The following is an 18,413-nucleotide window of genomic DNA, read 5'->3' on the forward strand; positions in this document are numbered from 1 at the left end:
GCTGACGGCTGACGGCTGACGGCTGACGGCGCCCGACCGTCCGTACGGGTGAGTGTGCTGCCGCGCGGCAACCGCTGCCGCGCGGCAGCACGTCCCGCAGGGCATGACCCTTCGCCACGAAACCGCCGCCCATGTGGTCAGCGCGCTGCGCTCGCTGGTGAGCGCAGAGGCGAAGGCGGAGGCGCCGGCCGCCGCGATGGAGGCCCGTGACCTCGAACAGGCCGTCTGGGTACGGCTCCTCGAGCGGCTCGGCGGGGAGGGTCTGCCGCCGGACGCCGCCCGCTGGGTCAAGTCGGCCGTACGCGCGGAAGCCCGCCGCGCCCGTCGCACGGCCGCCCGGGAACTCCCGTACGGCCAGGACCCTCCGGACCCGGCAGGCAGCCCCGAACGGGCCGCGCTGAGGTCCGAGCGGCGCCGCGTCCTTCGGGCAGCGGTCGCCCGCACCCCAGGGAACTGCCCCCGGCTGCTGACCGCGATACTGTCCCCCGACGACCCCACCTACCGACAAATCGCAGGAGAGTTGGGAATCTCACAAGGGAGTCTGGGGCCGATGCGTTCCCGCTGCCTGGGATGCCTGCGCAGAATGCTGACGGCAGAGGTTGCGGCTCCTGAACTCGGGGGAAAGGAGCGGTAGACAACCGGCGGACAGGTGAGCGGGAGGCATGCGCACATGGGCATGAGCGTGACCATCTCAGCGGCAAGAGCACACGACGCGGAGCACATCTTCAAACTGCAGTATCTGTGCTACCAGACCGAGGCCGAGCTCTACGGCGACTACGGAATCGAGCCCCTCACCCAGTCACTCGAGGATCTGCGGGCCGAAATAGCCCAGGGCCACGCCTTGGTGGCCAGGCTCGGCGACGAGGTGGTCGCCTCCGTGCGCGCCAGGGTCGACGAGGGCGGCACGGCCCGGATCGCCAAGCTGATCGTGCATCCGCGGATGCAGCGCCATGGCCTGGGCGGGCGGCTGCTCGACGCGATCGAGGAGCGCTTCGCGGGGGAGCCTGGCGCCAAGCGGTTCCAGCTCTTCACCGGGCACCGCAGCGAGAGCAATCTGCAGCTGTACCGCAGCCGCGGCTATGTGCCGGTGGCCAGCGAGCAGGTCGGCCCGAAACTCACACTGGTCACGCTGGAGAAGGAGGCGTCGGCACTGGGGGCACCTCCCGGACGGAGTCTGGGGGAGTATGTCGCCTAGGGCGTGTTTTGGAAGTAGCGCCGTCCGCCCGCAGGGCGGGCCTGCGGCGTCTGGTGCGTGCAGTCGCAAGGCGGTGGGGGCACCCCCGGACGAAGTCCGGGGGAGATCGCCCTCGTACTGGGCGTACTTGGGCGACTGAGACAACATCGCGTGGGGGCACCTCCCAGCGGTGGCTGGGGGAGTGCGTGCCAGGCGTCGCGGGGCTGGGGGCACCTCCCAGGCGAAGCTCTGGGGGGAGGGACTTCTAAAACACGCCCTACGCGCCCTGGCCCTGCCGGGACCTGCGCAGCCAGAGCATTCCGGTGACCGGCAGCAGCACCGGGATGAAGATGTAGCCCATCCCGTACCCCGACCAGACCGTCGAGTCCGGGAAGGCGGACGGCTCGACAACCGTCCAGGTCCCGACGATCAGTACGCCCGCGAGCTCGGCGGCGCAGCACACCAGCGCCGCCCTGCGGGCCGTCTCCCCGCCGCGTACGAGGGTGTACGTGATGAACGCGTACACCACGGCCGCCACAGCGGAGAGTGTGTGGGCCAGCGGCGCCGAGCCGTAGTCGGTGAGGATCTGGTAGACCGAGCGGGAGACGGCGCCGACGGACATCACCCCGTACAGCCAGACCAGCAGGAGTCCGGGTCCCTGCACCAGCTTGGTCCGGTGCTTGTGGTCCTGCTCCTCGGTGGCGGACTCGGCCATCGTCAGCCTCCCCAGATGTCGTAGAGCCGCACTTCGAGCACGGCGAGAACCACGGCGCCCGCAGCGACCGTTGCCGACCCCCAGCGGGTCCGCTCGGCCAGCGAGAGAAAGCCTGCCGCCGGGACCGCGGCGAACGAGCCGATCAGATATGCGATGAAGATCGCGGTGCCCTCGTGCGCCTTCTCACCGCGCGCCAGCTGCACGATCCCGACCACCAGCTGCGCAAGCGCCAGTACCGACACCACGGCTATGCCGATGAAGTGCCAGTCCTTGGTGGGCTGGTCGCGATAGGCGGCGAAGCCGCACCAGGCGGCGAGGGCGAGCGCGGTCACGGCGACCGCGACCGTCAGGGCGTCAAGCATGGCCCCGAGCGTATTACGGGCCAAAAGGCCTGATGCGCGCGGCCCCGTGCGGGGCCCGTAGGGTCGACGACCATGAAGATCCACGCCGAAGCGCTGCTGTTCGACAACGACGGAACCCTCATCTCCTCGCTGGAGTCCGTCCACCGCTGCTGGACCAGGTGGGCGCAGGAGTACGGAATCGCGGCGGAGGACTTCGCCCGTGTCGAGCTGCACGGCCGCCCCGCCGCCGAGATAGCCGCCGATCTGCTGCCCGCGGACGTGGTGCCCGAAGCGGTGGCCCGTATCGAACAGCTCGAGGTCGAGGACGTGCCCGGGGGAGTCGTCCTGCTGCCGGGCACCGCCGAACTGCTGGCGCAGCTGCCCGCCGACCGCTGGGCCGTGGTCACCTCCGCGACCCGGCGGCTGGCCGAGGCCCGGCTCGAAGAGGTCGGCATCCGGCCCAAGAACCTGATCGCCGCCGACGACATCACACACGGTAAGCCCGACCCGGAGCCCTTCCTGCTCGGGGCGCGGACGCTCGGCGTGGACCCGGCGCGCTGTGTGGTCTTCGAGGACGCCCCGGCGGGGCTGGCCGCAGGGCGCGCCGCGGGCATGCGAACCGTGGCCTTGGCCACAACGCACGAGCCCTCCGAGCTGCTCGCCGATGTGGTCGTCCATGACCTCTCGGCCGTGTCCGTGCAGGCCACGGGCGCGGGAGTGGAGATCGTCACGGCCGGCTGAGCCTGTCCACATGGCGCGTCAGATCCGTCCGATATTCGGACAGTCGTGATCGCTCCGTACTCCTGTCTGTTTTACTTGCCGCCATGACCACGATGAGCAGCCGCACCCTTGCGACCGAGGCGATCACGACGCCCGGTGCTCGTTGTATGTGTCGAATGTGCGCCATCTGAGGGCCCCTGCCTGTGGACCCCCGGCCGAAGGTTGGGGGACTCGCGCCCCGAAGCGAGACCCGACAGCCGAGCCGAATCCGATGCACCGTCAGGACCGCGTCGGACCGAGCATGCCCCGAGCACGTTGCCCACCGGCCACCAGCCGAGTCAGCCGTGCCGCGCCCGACTGTCCGAACCTGAATGCCCCGTGCCCGGCGGACACCCCGCCGTGCACTCGACAGTGACGGAAACCCCCTGTGATCACCACTACGGGCCTTACCAAGGTCTATGAGTCGCGAGGCCGCCAGGTCACCGCCCTGGACGGTGTCGACCTGCACGTCCGTGAGGGCGAGGTCTTCGGAGTCATCGGTCAGAGCGGCGCCGGAAAGTCCTCGCTCATCCGCTGCGTCAATCTGCTGGAGCGCCCGACCTCCGGCACCGTGACGGTGGCCGGCCAGGACCTCACCGCGCTGGCCGGCCGTGGCCGGCGCGCCACCAAGGAACTGCGCGAGGCACGCAGCCGCATCGGAATGGTCTTCCAGCACTTCAACCTGCTGTCCTCCCGCACAGTCAAGGACAACGTCGAACTGCCCCTGGAGATCCTCGGGATCCCGGGCGCCGAGCGCTCGCGCAAGGCCCTGGAACTCCTCGACCTGGTGGGCCTCGCCGACAAGGCCAAGGCGTACCCCGGGCAGCTCTCCGGTGGCCAGAAGCAGCGCGTCGGCATCGCCCGGGCGCTCGCCGGCGACCCCAAGGTGCTGCTCTCCGACGAGGCGACCAGCGCCCTGGACCCCGAGACCACCCGCTCGATCCTCCAACTGCTCCGCGACCTCAACCAGCAGCTCGGACTGACCGTTCTGCTGATCACGCACGAGATGGACGTCGTCAAGACGATCTGCGACTCGGCAGCCCTGATGAAGAAGGGGAAGATCATCGAATCCGGCACGGTGAGCGAACTGCTCGCGACCCCCGGCTCCGAACTGGCACGGGAGCTGTTCCCGGTGGACGGCGAGGCCTCAGGACCCGAGAGCACGGTCATCGACGTCACCTTCCACGGCGAGACCGCCACCCAGCCGGTGATCTCCCAGCTCTCGCGCACGTACAACATCGACATCTCGATCCTGGGTGCCGCGATGGACACCGTCGCCGGCAAGCAGATCGGCCGGATGCGCATTGAACTCCCGGGCCGGTACGAGGACAACGTCGTCCCGGTCGGCTTCCTGCGCGAGCAGGGCCTCCAGGTCGATGTCGTCGACGCTGACGCCGAGGCCCCCGCCGAGCCGGTTGCCCTCCCCGCGCAGGGCGGCCCCGCACTGGTCAAGGAAGGTGCCAAGTGACCTGGTCGGAGATGCAGCCGCTGCTGAGCCAGGGCACTGTCGACACCCTCTACATGGTGCTGTGGTCCACCCTCGTCACCGTCGCCGGCGGACTGCCTCTCGGTGTGCTGCTCGTCCTCACCGACAAGGGCGGACTGCTGCAGAACACCCCGGTGAACAAGGTCGTCGGCGTGATCGTGAACATCGGCCGCTCGCTGCCGTTCATCATCCTGCTGATCGCGCTGATCCCCTTCACCACGCTGGTCGTCGGCACCTTCATCGGTCCCACCGCGATGATCGTGCCGCTCGCCGTCGGCGCCATTCCGTTCTTCGCGCGACTCGTCGAGACGGCGATCCGCGAGGTCGACCACGGACTGGTCGAGGCCGTCCAGTCGATGGGCGGCTCCATCCCGACGATCGTCCGCAAGGTGCTGCTGCCGCAGGCCCTGCCCTCGCTCGTCTCCGCCGTCACCACCACCGTGATCGTGCTCGTCGGCTACTCGGCGATGGCCGGCGCGGTCGGCGGCGAGGGGCTCGGATCCAAGGCCGTCACCTACGGATTCCAGCGCTTCGAGACCCAGTTCATGCTCGTCACGGTCGTCATCCTGATCGCCCTCGTCACCGCCGTGCAGCTCATCGGTGACGGCGTCGTACGACTCCTGGCGCGCCGGGGCCGTACCGCCTCCTGACCTCATCCCGCACAGCCCGCACTCCTTGTCCGGGCGCCGTTCCGCTCCACCAGAAAGAGGCACTCTTCGTGCGTAAGAACATCAAGCTCACCGCGGCCGCCGCCGCTGCCGCCGCCGCTCTCTCCCTCGGCCTCACCGCCTGCGGCACCGCGTCCGACCCGGCCGCCAAGTCCGACTCCGGCGCCAAGGCCGACGAGTCCAAGGCGCTGGTCGTCGCCGCGTCCCCGACACCGCACGCCGACATCCTGGGCTACATCAAGGACAACCTGGCGAAGAAGGCAGGACTGAACCTCGAGGTCAAGGAGTTCACGGACTACGTCCTGCCGAACACCGCCACCGAGAGCGGCCAGGTCGACGCCAACTTCTTCCAGCACAAGCCGTACCTCGACGACTTCAACAAGAAGAACAAGACCCACATCGTCCCGGTCGTCAACGTCCACCTGGAGCCCCTGGGCCTCTACTCCAAGAAGTCCAAGGACATCAAGGAGATCAAGGCCGGCCAGACCATCGCCGTCCCGAACGACACCACCAACGAGGGCCGCGCGCTCAAGCTGCTCGCCGACAACGGCCTGATCACCCTCAAGGACGGCGCCGGCACCGACGCCAAGCTCTCCGACATCAAGGACAGCAAGGGCCTGAAGTTCAAGGAGCTGGAGGCCGCCACGCTGCCCCGCGCCCTGAACGACGTCGACGCCGCGGTCATCAACGGCAACTACGCCATCGAGGCCGGCCTCGAGCCCGCCCAGGACTCCCTGGCGCTGGAGAAGGCCGACGGCAACCCGTACGCCAACTTCCTCGCCGTCAAGGAGGGCAACGAGAAGGATGCCCGCGTGGAGAAGCTCGCGAAGCTCCTCAACTCCCCCGAGGTGAAGAAGTTCATCGACGACAAGTACGCCGGCTCCATCGTCGCGGCCTTCGGCGCCGTCAAGTAGCGCTCGCCGCAAGGCCTTTGAACGAGGCCCCGCGCACCGCGTTCCGGCGCGTGGGGCCTCGTCGCGGGCCCACCCGGCCATGCACATCCCCCACCCGATGCTGCATGCTGTGCCTTTACGGCTACGACCCTTACGACGGTCTTCGGCATGGAGCTGCGCATGACTACCACCTTCCCGGACGTGTCCATCAGCACGGAGCGGTTGGTGCTGCGCCCCTTCGAAGAAGCCGACATCCCGGCGCACACCGAGATGATGAACGACGAACAGGTGACCGCCTGGACCTCGGTGCCGCACCCGTACACCGCCGCCCACGCCGGGGAATGGGTCCGCAGGATCGCTCCTGCAGAGCGCTCCGAAGGCCGTGGAATCGTTCTGGCCGTCACTGAGTTCCTCACCCAGCGGCTCGTCGGCACCGTCCATCTGCAGAACACCAACTGGCGCACGCTCGCCGCCGAGGTCGCGTATGTCACCGCCCCCTGGGCGCGCGGCGAGGGCTACGCCACCGAATCGGTGCTGGCCGTGGCCCAGTGGCTGTTCCGCGACCAGAGGTTCGAGCGCCTGGAACTGCGCACGGCCGCCGACAACACCGCCTCCCAGCAGGTCGCACAGAAGATCGGCTGCATCAGCGAGGGCGTGCTGCGCAACGCCTGGATAGCGCGTACGCAGACGGAGGACGGCGGCTGGGCCGACATCCGCACCGATCTGATCGTCTGGAGCCTGCTGCCCGAGGACCTCGAGGGCGTCGCCGACCAGATGGCGGAGGCGGGCTACGCCTCCTTCACCGACTGGAACTGACGGAAGCCGGTCAGGACCGACCACCGCCGAGCCAGGTACTCTCACCCTGTCTGCACCCGTGCGGGCTGCCCCGACCTGCGACGACACCAAGGGACTGACAACGATGGCCGACCGGGTCACGGTGATCGGCTGGGACGGATCGCCGCTCACCGCTGCGGCCAGGTCCGCCCTTTCCGCCGCCACCCTGGTGGCAGGAGCGGCCCACCACCTGGCCCTCCCCGAGGTGCCCAAGGGCGCCGAGCGCATCCGGCTCGGCAGCGTCGACCTCGCCGCCCGGCGGATCGCGAGCCACCGTGGCAGCGCCGTCGTCCTCGCCGACGGCGACCCCGGCTTCTTCGGCGTCGTACGCACCCTGCGCGCCCCGGAGCACGGCCTGGAGGTCGAGGTCGTGCCCGCCGTCTCGTCCGTCGCCACCGCCTTCGCCAGGGCGGCGATGCCGTGGGACGACGCCCAGATCGTCGTCGCCCACCGCCGTACGCTGCGCCGCGCCGTCAATGTGTGCCGGGCGCACCCCAAGGTCGCTGTCCTCACCTCCCCGGGCGCCGGTCCCGCCGAGCTCGCGCTGCTTCTGGAAGGCGTGCACCGGACCTTCGTCATCTGCGAGGAACTCGGCACCGACCGTGAGCAGGTCACCGTCATTACCTCCGACAAGGCCGCCGACCACGCCTGGCGCGACCCGAATGTCGTCATCGTCATCGGCGGCGCGGGAACCCCTGCGGTGCCCGGTGGGGGCTGGATCGCGGGCCACGAACCCGGCTACCCGCCGGCGGTGCGCGGCTGGGCGCTGCCCTCCCAGGCGTACGGACAGTCGTACGGAGAAGGCCTCGGCGAGGGTGAGTCGGTGCAGCTGCGCGCCGCCCAGCTGGCTCGTCTGGGCCCCCGCATCGGCGACCTGGTGTGGGACATCGGCTCCGGCAGCGGCGCGCTCGCGGCGGAGGCGGCCCGCTTCGGCGCCGCGGTCATCGCAGTCGACGCCGACCCGTCCGCCTGCGCTCGCACCGATGCCACGGCCCGGCACTCGGCAGTCCAGCTCCAGGTCGTCCAGGGCCGGGCGCCGCATGTTCTGGAGCGGCTGCCCGAACCGGATGTCGTACGGATCGGGGGCGGGGGAGTGCCGGTTGTGACCGCTTGCGCCGACCGGCGCCCGCAGCGCATCGTGACCCATGCCTCGACCCGGGACGAGGCCGAGGCGATCGGCGCGGCGCTGGCCGCGGGCGGATACGCGGTGGAGTGCGCACTGCTGCAGTCCGTGGAACTGGACACCGCGGACTGGGCGGAGCGGGAGCGTTCTGTCGTCTTTCTGCTCTCCGGCAGGCGCTTGGACCGCGCCCCCTGACCCTGCCGCCGCGCGGCGCGGGGTAGGCTGGCCGATCGTTGTACCGCACCCGGTCGTTCGTCGCTTCGTTCGTCAATGTCCGGAAAAAGGGGGCGCTTTGGCTCCCGTATGTGGTACGTCGGAACCGGGGGAAGCGCAACGTGGCGCAGCCCACAGCGGACCGTGGCGGATCTCCCTGCCGCGGCGGCGAACGGCCGCGAGAATGCTTGGGGTCCGTGGGTCATCGTGCCGCTCGGCGCACACGCTCGTTCTTGTTGACGGGCGTCAGGTGTGCCGCGATCGGATGTCCCGGGCGATGGGCGAAGGAGCACAAGCGATGGGCGAGGGGTACGCATGACTGACACCGGCCAGATCCCGGGCGAGGGGCTGCCGGAGAACGCAGGCATGGTGGAGCAGCCGGGCATCCCCGCTCCGGGCGCGTACACCTTCCTCGAACCCTCCGAGAACGGTCCGGAAGAAGACGATCTGCTGCTGATGCCGGGGGCTCAGGGGGCGTGGAGCGACCCGCAGTCGGCGCAGCCCGTACAGCCTGTCCAGCAGGGCCCGGTGGGGCTGGGGGCCGGCGGTCAGGCTCCGGTGGCGATGCCGGTGCCGGTGGCTCAGACGCCCGGTCCGGAGCACGTCGCTGCTGAGCACCTCGTTCCTCAGCATCTCGTTTCTGAGCACGTCGTTTCTGAGTACCACGGGTCCGAGCCCTTTGCCTCCGAGCCTCATGTCGAGGTGCCCGTGCAGGTCCAGGCGCAGGTCCAGGCGCCCGTCGCCTCGGAGTTCGCGGCTCCGGATCTCGCCGCACCCGCCTTCGCGCAGGAGCAGTTCGCTCCGGCGCAAGAGCCCGTCGCCGAGCCGGTCGTGCCCGTCCACGACGCGAACGGGTCCGGCGTGCACGAGGCCGGGGGCCGTGACTCCGGCTCCGTCGACCTCAGTGCCGTACGCGTCCCGCCCTCATCGGCCACGCCGACGCCTCCGCCCGCGCGACGCCCGCTGCACATGGGCCCGCCGATGCCCGACAGCACGGGCGGCGTGGTGCGCTCTCTCGCCGACCGTGGTCCGGCGGGGACGCCGCCGCACGCCATGTCCGTGCACACTTCCGGGCCGCCCACGGCGGGTCTGGAGTACCTCGACATTCCGCGCGACGAGGCGGGCGCCGTGCTGCCGGGTCCGCAGCTGGGCGAGATCCCGCCGCAGGCCGGGGCTCCCTGGGACCCGCAGCCTCCGCAGTCCCATACGCCGCCTCCGGTACCAGCAGAAACGGTCGTCCCAGAGGCCGCGCCCGTCGCTCCAGTCACACCTGCCGCGCCAGTCACTCCGGAGGTCGCCGAGGCCCCTGCCCCGGCACCCGAGCCGCAGCCGGAACCAGAGCCGCAGCCGGAGCCTTCGGCTGCCGAACAGTTCGTACCCGTCGAGGGATTGCTCCCCGCCGCGCCCCACCTGGCGCCGACGCCGGTCGCCGTGATGGTCGAGCCCGAGCCGGAAGCCCAGCCGGAGCCCGAAGCGGTGCCCGAGCCCGAGCCCGAGCCCGTACAGGACGTTGCGGAAGCGGTCGCCGAGCCCGAGCCCGAGGCGTTCGTGCCCGAGCCCGCGCCTGAGGCGGTCGTCCCCGTGTCCCTGCCCGCGCCACGCGACGGCGGTGCGGAACTGCTCGCGGAGCCCACCGCCGAGCCCGCTGCCGAGGCAGAGCCAGTCGCGGCTCCTGAAATCGCCGAGGTCGCCGAAGTCGTCGCCGAGGTCGTTGAGGTCGCCGAGGAGGTCGTCGTGGCCGAAGAGTCCGTTCCGGCACCCGAACCGGAGCCCGCGCCCGAGCCGCTCGCGGTCGACGGCGCGCCGGCACCCGGTTACAACGACGCCGAGCGCGAAGCCGTACTCCGCGTCATGCGCGAGCGCCGGGACATCCGCAACGGCTTCCGCAGCGACCCCATCCCGCACGACGTGCTGCTCCGTGTCCTTGAGGCCGCCCACACCGCGCCGAGCGTCGGCCACTCGCAGCCCTGGGACTTCGTCGTCATCCGCTCCGCCGAGACCCGGCGCACGATGCACGAGCTCGCACAGCGTCAGCGCGAGGCGTACGCCAAGTCGCTGCCGAAGGGCCGGGCGAAGCAGTTCAAGGAACTGAAGATCGAGGCGATCCTCGACACCCCGGTGAACATCGTGGTCACCGCCGACCCGACGCGGGGAGGCCGCCACACGCTGGGTCGGCACACCCAGCCGCAGATGGCCCCGTACTCCTCCGCGCTCGCCGTCGAGAACCTGTGGCTCGCCGCCCGCGCCGAAGGCCTCGGCGTCGGCTGGGTCAGCTTCTTCGACGAGCGCGAGATGGTGCGCGCGCTGGGGCTGCCGGAGCACCTCGAGGCCGTGGCGTATCTCTGCGTGGGTTACGTCGACGAGTTCCCCGAGGAGCCCGAGCTGATGCAGGCGGGCTGGTCCAAGCGCCGCCCGCTGTCGTGGGTCGTCCACGAGGAGACGTACGGCCGCCGCGCGCTGCCCGGCGAGGAGCCGCACGATCTGCTCCAGGAGACCGTCTCCAACATCCGCCCGCTGGACGCGAAGGCGCTCGGCGAGGCGTGGGAGCGGCAGAAACGGATGACCAAGCCGGCGGGCGCGCTCGGCATGCTGGAGATCATCTCCGCGCAGCTGAGCGGCCTGTCCCGGCTGTGCCCGCCGCCGATCCCTGAGCCGGCCGCGGTCGCGATCTTCGCGGGCGACCACGGGGTGCACGCGCAGGGGGTCACGGCGTGGCCGCAGGAGGTGACTGCCCAGATGGTGGCCAACTTCCTCGGCGGTGGCGCTGTCTGCAACGCGTTCGCCACACAGGTGGGCGCGGAGGTCTGCGTGATCGACGTGGGTGTGGCCGGGGACCTGCCCGCCACGCCCGGTCTGCTGCCGCGCAAGGTCCGGCCGGGTACGGCGGACTTCACGACCGGCCCCGCGCTGACTCGCGAAGAGGTCCTCTCAGCGGTCGAGGTCGGCATCGAGACTGCGCGGGACTTGGTGGCGGCAGGCAACAAGGCGCTGCTCACCGGTGAGATGGGCATCGCGAACACGACGGTCTCGGCGGCCCTGATCGCCGTCTACACCGGCATCGACCCGGGTGAGATCACGGGTCGCGGCACGGGCATCAACGACGAGATGCACGCGCGCAAGGTCGACGTGGTGCGCCGTGCGCTGCAGCTTCACGCGCCGGACCCGGCGGACCCCGTCGGTGTCCTGTCCGCGGTCGGCGGCCTGGAGCACGCGGCGCTGGTCGGCTTCATCCTCGGTGGCGCGTCGCTGCGTACGCCGGTGGTGCTGGACGGCGTCTCGGCGGGCGCGGCCGCGCTGGTCGCCCGTGCGATCGCCCCCGAGGCGCTGGCGGCCTGCATCGCGGGCCACCGCAGCGCCGAGCCCGGCCATGTGGCAGCCCTCAACAAGCTGGGCCTGCGCCCGCTGGTCGACCTGGACCTGCGTCTGGGCGAGGGCACGGGTGCGTTGCTGGCGCTGCCGGTGGTGCAGAGCGCGGCGAGAGCGATGCACGAGGTGGCGACGTTCGACTCGGCGGGCGTGACCGAGAAGTAACGCGGCGGGGGTGGGGGCAGGGGGCACCGTGCCCCCAACGCCCCCGGCCCGTAAGGTGGGCGCCGGGACTTCGCACCCCGCCCCACCAGCCGCTTCACCGCCGCAGCGGCTCCCTACACGCATCACCCCGCCCGAGGAGCCCGCACCGTCATGGCCGAGCATGCCGAGCACCCCGCCTATCCCGTCGGACTCCGCCTGACCGGACGCCGCGTCGTCGTACTCGGCGGCGGCCAGGTCGCCCAGCGTCGGCTCCCCGCGCTCATCGCGGCCGGCGCCGAGATCGTCCTCGTGTCACCGGACGCGACCCCCTCCGTCGAGGCGATGGCCTCGGCCGGCGAGATCCGCTGGGAGCGGCGTCCGTACGCCGAGGGCGACCTCGCCGACGCCTGGTACGCCCTCATCGCCACCCCCGACGTCGAGGCGAACGAGCGCGCCTCGGCCGAGGCCGAGCGCACCCGCACCTGGTGCGTACGCTCCGACGACGCGAGCGCCGCCACCGCCTGGACCCCGGCCACCGGGCGGTCCGAGGGCGTGACCGTCGCGGTGCTGACCGGGCGCGACCCCCGCCGTTCCGCCGCCGTGCGCGACGCCATCGTCGAGGGGCTGCGCGACGGCTCGCTCGCCGCCCCCCACCACCGCACCAGGACTCCCGGCGTCGCCCTCGTCGGCGGCGGTCCCGGCGATCCGGACCTGATCACCGTCCGCGGCCGCCGCCTGCTCGCCGAGGCGGACGTCGTCATCGCCGACCGCCTCGGCCCGCGCGACCTCCTCGACGAACTCCCGCCCCACGTCGAGGTGATCGACGCCGCGAAGATCCCGTACGGCCGCTACATGGCCCAGGAGGCCATCAACAACGCCCTGATCGAGCACGCGAGGGCGGGCAAGGCGGTCGTACGCCTCAAGGGCGGCGACCCCTTCGTCTTCGGCCGTGGCATGGAAGAAGCCGAAGCCCTCGCCGAGGCCGGTATCCCGTGCACGGTCGTCCCCGGCATCTCCAGTTCCATCAGCGTCCCCGGCGCTGTCGGCATCCCGGTCACCCACCGCGGTGTCGCGCACGAGTTCACGGTGGTCAGCGGCCATGTAGCCCCCGACGACGAGCGTTCGCTGGTCGACTGGGCATCCCTCGCGAGGCTGCGCGGCACGCTCGTCGTCCTGATGGGCGTCGACAAGATCGGCGCGATCGCGCAGACCCTCGTCGCCCATGGCAAGAGCCCCGAGACCCCGGTGGCCCTGGTCCAGGAGGGCACCACGGCGGCCCAGCGTCGCGTCGACGCGACCCTGGCGACCGTGGCAGAGACGGTGCGGGCCGAGGACGTACGCCCGCCGGCGGTCATCGTGATCGGCGAAGTCGTCACCGTCGGCCCGCAGTCCGCACGGCGCAACGCGTAGCGCGTAACCGCCAGTAACAGACCTCCGCCCAGCCGTTGGCACCGCACCCCGGAGAAGGCAGTATCACCCTGTGGCTGATCTCATCACTGTCGAGGATCCCGACGACCCGCGCCTGCGCGACTACACGGGCCTGACCGACGTCGAGCTGCGGCGCAAGCGCGAGCCCGCGGAAGGCCTGTTCATCGCCGAGGGCGAAAAGGTCATCCGACGGGCCAAGGACGCCGGTTACGAGATGCGGTCGATGCTGCTCTCCGCCAAGTGGGTCGATGTCATGCGCGACGTCATCGACGAGCTCCCGGCCCCCGTGTACGCGGTGAGCCCCGAGCTCGCCGAACGCGTCACCGGCTACCACGTGCACCGCGGCGCGCTCGCCTCCATGCAGCGCAAACCCCTCCCGACGGCCGACGATCTCCTCCAGTCGGCCCGTCGCGTGGTCGTCATGGAATCGGTCAACGACCACACCAACATCGGCGCGATCTTCCGCAGCGCCGCCGCCCTCGGCATGGACGCGGTGCTGCTCTCGCCGGACTGCGCGGACCCGCTCTACCGCCGGTCCGTAAAGGTCTCCATGGGCGCGGTCTTCTCCGTCCCGTACGCGCGCCTCGAATCGTGGCCGAGAGGCCTGGAGTCCGTACGGGAAGCGGGCTTCAAGCTGCTCGCCCTCACCCCCGACGAGAAGGCCGCCGCGATCGACGAGGCGGCCCCGCACCGGCTCGACCGGGTCGCGCTGATGCTCGGCGCGGAGGGCGACGGGCTCTCCACCCAGGCGCTCGTCGCCGCCGACGAGTGGGTGCGCATCCCGATGGCACACGGAGTGGACTCGCTCAATGTGGGCGCCGCCGCCGCGGTCGCGTTCTACGCGGTGGCAACGGGCCGCCCGCAGTCCTGAGCCCCGGCCGGCCTACAGCTGCTGGGCCGCCGCGATCCCCAGGGCCACGATCAGCGTCACCACGAAGAAGACGATGATGCGCTGCCGCAGCAGCCGCGGGTTGGCGGGCCGCCGGCCGGTCGACGTCGTGCGGACGCCGGGCCTGGTGCCCTGACGGCCGTTCGTACGGGAGGTGTTGCGGGAAGTGTTGCGCGGCGGCTGGGGGCGGGTGCCGCCGGTGCGCGACGGCTGCGGGCGCGGCGCGGACGTGCCCGCCGTACGCCGCTCCGTCCGCTCCGTGCGTTCCGTCTGTGCCGCGCGTTCCGTCCGCTCCGTGTAGCGCGAGGTCGGACGGTCCTGCTCGATACGCTCACGCTGGGCCGGCGGCCGGGTCTCAGACAGCCCCTGGGCCTCCCGTGCCGCGATCTCCTTGAGTCGCATGGACAGTTGCAGCGTGCTCGGGCGCTCCTCGGGGTCCTTCGCCAGACAGGCCCGGACGAGCGGAGCCAGCGCGTCCGGGACCCCGTACAGCTGCGGTTCCTCGTGCACCACCCGGTACAGCATGACCTCCGAACTGCCGTGTCCGAAGGGCGAGTCGGCCGTCGCCGCGTACGCGAGCGTCGCGCCCAGCGCGAAGACGTCCGTGGCCGGGGTCACCGCAGCGCCGCGCACCTGCTCCGGCGCGAGGAAACCGGGCGAGCCCACGGCAGTGCCGACATGCGTCAGCGTGCTCGCGCCGGTCGCCCAGGCGATGCCGAAGTCGATGATCCGGGGGCCCTTGGGGGAGAGGAGGATGTTCGACGGCTTCAGATCCCGGTGCACAACACCGGCCTCGTGCACCGCGACCAGGCCCTCGGAGAGCGCAGCGCCGATCGCGGCCACCTCGGCGGCCTGCAGGGTGCCGTCCTCGGCGACCTTGTCGTGCAGGGAGGGACCGGGGACGTACTGGGTGGCGAACCACGGGCGGTCCGCCTCGAGATCGGCGGCCACCAGCCGTGCCGTACAGCCGCCGCGGATCCGCCGCGCGGCGGACACCTCGCGCGCGAACCGCGACCTGAACTCCTGGTCCTCGGCCAGATCCGGCCGGATCACCTTCAGCGCGACGCGCTGGCCGCGGCGGTCGGAGCCCAGGTAGACGACGCCCATGCCACCCGCACCGAGCCGCCGGTGAAGCCTGAACGAGCCGACGACACGCGGATCCTCGCGCCGGAGCCGCATCATCGCCATGTCCGTCCCCTACCTACGGTGGGGAGACCCCACCCCCGCTGCCACGGTCGTCCGCTTGACGTGGCACAGCTTACGTACCCCCGCCCCGGTGTGCTCATAGGCCGCGCCCTCACCGCCCGATCGATTGTCAGTGCCGGGTGGGAAACTTGAAGAGTGGTCAGGGGATGGCGGATCCGTCGCCCCGGGGCCCGTGCGAGATCTCAAAGGTCCGTCGCAGAAGGGGGATTGGATCAGTGAAGGGTGACCGCGTGGAGATAGTCGTGGATGCGGGAGACACGACTCGTACGTACGAAGTGGTGGCCAGCCGGGCGGGTCGCAGGGTCGAGACGGCGGTGCGCAGAGGGGTCGTGGAAGTGAGCGAAGTCACCCGCAGCGGCGGGGTGGTGCGGACGGCCCGCTTCATGGCCACCCGGGTGCTGGCGCTGGTCGAGCAGCCGGTGCCGCGTGAGGACTCCTCGGAGCGTCCCCTCCGGGAAGACCCCAAGGCCTAGGCCGGCGTCTCCACCCAGGGGAGTACGCCGCTGGGTGGCGGCTCATCCTCCGGGAGGCCCGGCAATCGGTACGCGGGCATGACGACCGGGCCTTGTCGCTTCCCTAATCTTGAAGTCAAGCGGCGGGTGCAGCACTCGTCCCCCGAGGTCAGACACCCGCCGCTGCCCATACGAACAGGAGAGGGACCATGGCGGACACGGCATCGCGGACCATCATCCGCACGCAGGGACGCAAGGCATTTGCCGCGTTCGGCGGCCGTCCGTCAGGCAGGCGCCACCCGTTGGTGGCGACGGCCATGGTCCTTCCTCTGGCGGCACTGCTGGTGGTCGCCTTCGGCGGCTGGGAAGCGGTGGTCACACAAGCGTCGTCCGTGGGCGTGATGCTGGGGCGCTGAGCGGCGCCCCGGTCCCGGAAGAGCGGTCCGGGACGGGGACATCCGGCCAACAACCCCGTGGGGACGGGGGTGCGGCGGACGGCAGCGTTTGGCCGGTCAGCTGGGGAGCTGACCGGCCATCGCGCTGCCCACCTCCACTCGCGGCCCTCGCCCGCGCGACCTGGTGTGCGGGTTCCGCGCTGCGAAGCCGGGTCTGGGGGCGTCAGCCTCCAGTTTTGGGAAGGGGCGGGTAGGGGAAACAGCCCCCCGCCCCACCGCGTACGCTCCCAGCCGGACCGCACCACCCCCGGGGGACACCGTGACCGCATCCGTCGTACGCGCGCTCGCCGACGCCGCCCGCGACGCCGCGCATCTGCCAGGTCCGCGCCCCGCCTGCCGGGCCTGTGGGCGGGACGAGGCCGTGCTCGCGGACCGGGACGACGGCGCTGTCGTACGGCACGGGGACGCCGTCGCCAAGGCGCACGCACCCGGCACCGACCCGGACGGACACCGCGCCCGCATCGCCGTCGCCGCGCACCCGCGCCTCGACGGGATCCTGCTTCCACCGCTCCCGCTCCGGGTACGGGATGTCCGCGGCCGGCCCGTCACGGCCTGGCCGTACGGCGTGCCCGTGGACCCCACGGACCCCGACGCCGCCCCCTGGGAGGACGCCGGGGCGCTGCTCGCCCGGCTCCACCGCGTCGACCCCGTCGAACTCCCCGGCCCCCTCCCGCCCATGCGCGGTCCCGCCAAGGCCGCCCGGGCCCTTGCGCGGATGCGCGCGGCGGCGGCGGACCACCCCGCGGCCGCCACCGTCCAGCGTGCCTGGGAGCGGCTCCCCGCCTGGGCACGCGACGAGGCCCCGTCGCCCCGCAACAGCACCCTCTGCCACGGCGACCTCCACCTTGGCCAGCTCGTCCGCCACCCCGCCCCCGCCGGCCCCTGGCTGCTGATCGACGTCGACGATCTCGGCCTCGGCGACCCCGTCTGGGACCTGGCCCGCCCCGCCGCCTGGTACGCCGCCGGTCTGCTGCCCCCAGAGATCTGGCAGCGGTTCCTCGGGGCGTACACAGCCGCAGACGGCCCGGCGGTCCGCGCAGACGCCGACCCCTGGCCCCAACTCGACGTCCCCGCCCGCGCACTGACCATCCAGACCGCCGCCCTCGCCCTGGCGAAATCCGCCGCGGAACACCGCGATCCGGACGACGTCGAGGAGGCCGTGATCGACGCCTGCGCCCGAATCGTGGCCCTCCCGGCCGAGTTGGAGTTCGAGCCTGGGTCGTAGTCTGAACTCCTCGTCACCGGGCATGCATCCCGGCGACGTCGACCGAACGGCGAGGAGCTGAGCAGACCATGCAGTGTCCCAAGTGCCATGCAGCGATGCACACCTACAACCGCAACGGCGTCCAGATCGAGCAGTGCAGCGGCTGCCGGGGGATATTCCTCGACTACGGCGAGCTGGAGTCCCTGACCCGCCTCGAGTCGCAGTGGACCCAGGCCCCGCCCCCGCCGGCCGCCCCGCAGGCCTACCCGGCCGCCCCCGCGCCCGCCTGGGGCGCCCCGCATCACGGCGGACACCACGGCGGGCACCACCGCCAGAAGGGCTTCGGCCGGATGCTCTTCTCCTCCTGAACCCTCTCCTGAACCGCCACCTGAACCACCCCTGAAACCGCACTGCGGGCCCGGGCACTCCGCCCCGGGCCCGTAGTGCATACGGACAACTTGCACGCGACCATCCCGGCCCATCTGAAAGACCTCTTCGGCACGCACCAGGTCGGGGCCAGCCACGGCCGGCTGCCCACCGCCTGGTCCACCGCCGACGTCCTCGGACCGCTGATCGTCAACTGGGTCGCCGACACCCAGGAGTCGGCCGGCCGCACCGGACCCGGCCTCTACGCCGCCTCGATGTACATCATGATCGGACTGCTGGCGGTGGCTTCGTCGCCAACGAGCTCGTACGCCCCGTCCATCCCCGCTTCCACGAGTCACGGCAGGAGGAGACGCTCCATGAGCAGCCCCAGCACCAGGAGTCGTAGGGCGCTCGGCGCCGCGGTCTGGCTCTGGGTCGCCGTGCCGTTCGGCTCGGCCTGTACGAGTTGATCCGCAAGGCCACTCAGCTCTTCACGGGGTGAGAGGCGGGCCCCGGCAACGACGGAACCCCCGGCCGTCGATGCGGCCGGGGGTTCTGGCTGGTGCGCGATACTGGGATTGAACCAGTGACCTCTTCCGTGTCAGGGAAGCGCTCTCCCGCTGAGCTAATCGCGCCGGGCTTGCGAACAGATATTGACACGCCGCTGGCCTGCACTGCAAATCCGTGGACGTCCGTG

At 71.4% G+C, this 18,413-nt stretch carries 18 protein-coding genes, 1 tRNA gene and 1 pseudogene; 16 read left to right on the plus strand and 4 right to left on the minus strand.

Annotation, left to right across the window (positions count from 1 at the left end; genetic code table 11):
* Nucleotides 1-103: 103 nt before the first annotated feature.
* Nucleotides 104-634, plus strand: a complete 531-nt coding sequence (locus ACH492_RS24030) for a sigma-70 family RNA polymerase sigma factor (RefSeq protein ID WP_398989704.1) — start codon at nucleotides 104-106, stop codon at nucleotides 632-634.
* Nucleotides 635-670: 36 nt separating this feature from the next.
* Nucleotides 671-1,195: a GNAT family N-acetyltransferase gene (locus ACH492_RS24035; RefSeq protein ID WP_398989706.1), complete on the plus strand. Its 525-nt coding sequence runs from the start codon at nucleotides 671-673 to the stop codon at nucleotides 1,193-1,195.
* Nucleotides 1,196-1,451: 256 nt separating this feature from the next.
* Here ACH492_RS24035 and ACH492_RS24040 read toward each other — a convergent pair whose 3' ends face one another.
* Complete coding sequence (locus tag ACH492_RS24040; RefSeq protein ID WP_398989708.1) at nucleotides 1,452-1,889, minus strand: hypothetical protein; 438 nt, start codon at nucleotides 1,887-1,889, stop codon at nucleotides 1,452-1,454.
* 2 nt (nucleotides 1,890-1,891) lie between these two features.
* Entirely contained in the window at nucleotides 1,892-2,251 is a 360-nt protein-coding gene (locus ACH492_RS24045; protein WP_398989710.1) for a hypothetical protein, read from the minus strand.
* Between the two features lie 72 nt (nucleotides 2,252-2,323).
* On the opposite strand from ACH492_RS24045, the gene ACH492_RS24050 reads away from it, so the two are divergent.
* The 9 genes from ACH492_RS24050 to ACH492_RS24090 all read left to right on the plus strand — a co-directional run bounded on the left by ACH492_RS24050 (nucleotide 2,324) and on the right by ACH492_RS24090 (nucleotide 14,015).
* Nucleotides 2,324-2,971 carry an HAD-IA family hydrolase gene (locus ACH492_RS24050; RefSeq protein WP_398989712.1) on the plus strand — a complete coding sequence of 216 codons (648 nt, stop codon included), beginning with the start codon at nucleotides 2,324-2,326 and terminating at the stop codon, nucleotides 2,969-2,971.
* 406 nt (nucleotides 2,972-3,377) lie between these two features.
* A complete protein-coding gene (locus ACH492_RS24055; RefSeq protein WP_398989714.1) occupies nucleotides 3,378-4,457 on the plus strand; it encodes a methionine ABC transporter ATP-binding protein in 1,080 nt (359 codons plus the stop codon).
* Entirely contained in the window at nucleotides 4,454-5,125 is a 672-nt protein-coding gene (locus ACH492_RS24060; protein ID WP_398989716.1) for a methionine ABC transporter permease, read from the plus strand. The genes ACH492_RS24055 and ACH492_RS24060 overlap by 4 nt, the downstream gene beginning before the upstream one ends.
* A 68-nt stretch (nucleotides 5,126-5,193) precedes the next feature.
* Nucleotides 5,194-6,057 (plus strand): MetQ/NlpA family ABC transporter substrate-binding protein, encoded by an 864-nt coding sequence (locus ACH492_RS24065; RefSeq protein ID WP_398989718.1) that lies wholly within the window; start codon nucleotides 5,194-5,196, stop codon nucleotides 6,055-6,057.
* 147 nt (nucleotides 6,058-6,204) lie between these two features.
* Nucleotides 6,205-6,852, plus strand: a complete 648-nt coding sequence (locus tag ACH492_RS24070) for a GNAT family N-acetyltransferase (protein ID WP_398989721.1) — start codon at nucleotides 6,205-6,207, stop codon at nucleotides 6,850-6,852.
* A gap of 103 nt (nucleotides 6,853-6,955) precedes the next feature.
* The gene (gene cbiE, locus ACH492_RS24075; protein WP_398989761.1) at nucleotides 6,956-8,188 is read left to right on the plus strand and encodes a precorrin-6y C5,15-methyltransferase (decarboxylating) subunit CbiE; all 1,233 of its coding nucleotides are present in this window, start codon (nucleotides 6,956-6,958) and stop codon (nucleotides 8,186-8,188) included.
* Between the two features lie 333 nt (nucleotides 8,189-8,521).
* Nucleotides 8,522-11,737, plus strand: a complete 3,216-nt coding sequence (cobT, locus tag ACH492_RS24080; protein ID WP_398989723.1) for a nicotinate-nucleotide--dimethylbenzimidazole phosphoribosyltransferase — start codon at nucleotides 8,522-8,524, stop codon at nucleotides 11,735-11,737.
* Between the two features lie 150 nt (nucleotides 11,738-11,887).
* Nucleotides 11,888-13,126 carry a uroporphyrinogen-III C-methyltransferase gene (cobA, locus tag ACH492_RS24085; protein ID WP_398989725.1) on the plus strand — a complete coding sequence of 413 codons (1,239 nt, stop codon included), beginning with the start codon at nucleotides 11,888-11,890 and terminating at the stop codon, nucleotides 13,124-13,126.
* A gap of 70 nt (nucleotides 13,127-13,196) precedes the next feature.
* Complete coding sequence (locus tag ACH492_RS24090) at nucleotides 13,197-14,015, plus strand: TrmH family RNA methyltransferase (protein ID WP_398989727.1); 819 nt, start codon at nucleotides 13,197-13,199, stop codon at nucleotides 14,013-14,015.
* 12 nt (nucleotides 14,016-14,027) lie between these two features.
* Here the strand turns inward: ACH492_RS24090 and ACH492_RS24095 are convergent, their stop codons facing one another.
* Nucleotides 14,028-15,221, minus strand: a complete 1,194-nt coding sequence (locus tag ACH492_RS24095) for a serine/threonine-protein kinase (RefSeq protein ID WP_398989729.1) — start codon at nucleotides 15,219-15,221, stop codon at nucleotides 14,028-14,030.
* 233 nt (nucleotides 15,222-15,454) lie between these two features.
* Here ACH492_RS24095 and ACH492_RS24100 point away from each other — a divergent pair, with 233 nt between their 5' ends.
* The 5 genes and pseudogenes from ACH492_RS24100 to ACH492_RS24120 all read left to right on the plus strand — a co-directional run.
* On the plus strand, nucleotides 15,455-15,712 hold the full coding sequence (locus tag ACH492_RS24100) for a hypothetical protein (RefSeq protein ID WP_215095562.1): 258 nt from the start codon (nucleotides 15,455-15,457) through the stop codon (nucleotides 15,710-15,712).
* A 188-nt stretch (nucleotides 15,713-15,900) separates the two neighbouring features.
* On the plus strand, nucleotides 15,901-16,107 hold the full coding sequence (locus tag ACH492_RS24105) for a hypothetical protein (RefSeq protein WP_356231938.1): 207 nt from the start codon (nucleotides 15,901-15,903) through the stop codon (nucleotides 16,105-16,107).
* Between the two features lie 298 nt (nucleotides 16,108-16,405).
* Nucleotides 16,406-17,371, plus strand: coding sequence for a phosphotransferase family protein (locus ACH492_RS24110; RefSeq protein ID WP_398989730.1), 966 nt, complete (start codon nucleotides 16,406-16,408; stop codon nucleotides 17,369-17,371).
* A gap of 68 nt (nucleotides 17,372-17,439) precedes the next feature.
* Complete coding sequence (locus ACH492_RS24115; protein ID WP_398989731.1) at nucleotides 17,440-17,718, plus strand: zf-TFIIB domain-containing protein; 279 nt, start codon at nucleotides 17,440-17,442, stop codon at nucleotides 17,716-17,718.
* A gap of 96 nt (nucleotides 17,719-17,814) precedes the next feature.
* Nucleotides 17,815-18,122: pseudogene (locus ACH492_RS24120) on the plus strand (MFS transporter); the annotation flags it as partial.
* A 154-nt stretch (nucleotides 18,123-18,276) separates the two neighbouring features.
* On the opposite strand, the gene ACH492_RS24125 reads toward ACH492_RS24120, so the two are convergent.
* Nucleotides 18,277-18,351 (minus strand) — tRNA-Val (locus ACH492_RS24125).
* Nucleotides 18,352-18,413: the final 62 nt, after the last annotated feature.

This window comes from Streptomyces sp. NPDC019443 (assembly GCF_044389785.1).
Taxonomy (GTDB): Bacteria; Actinomycetota; Actinomycetes; order Streptomycetales; family Streptomycetaceae; genus Streptomyces.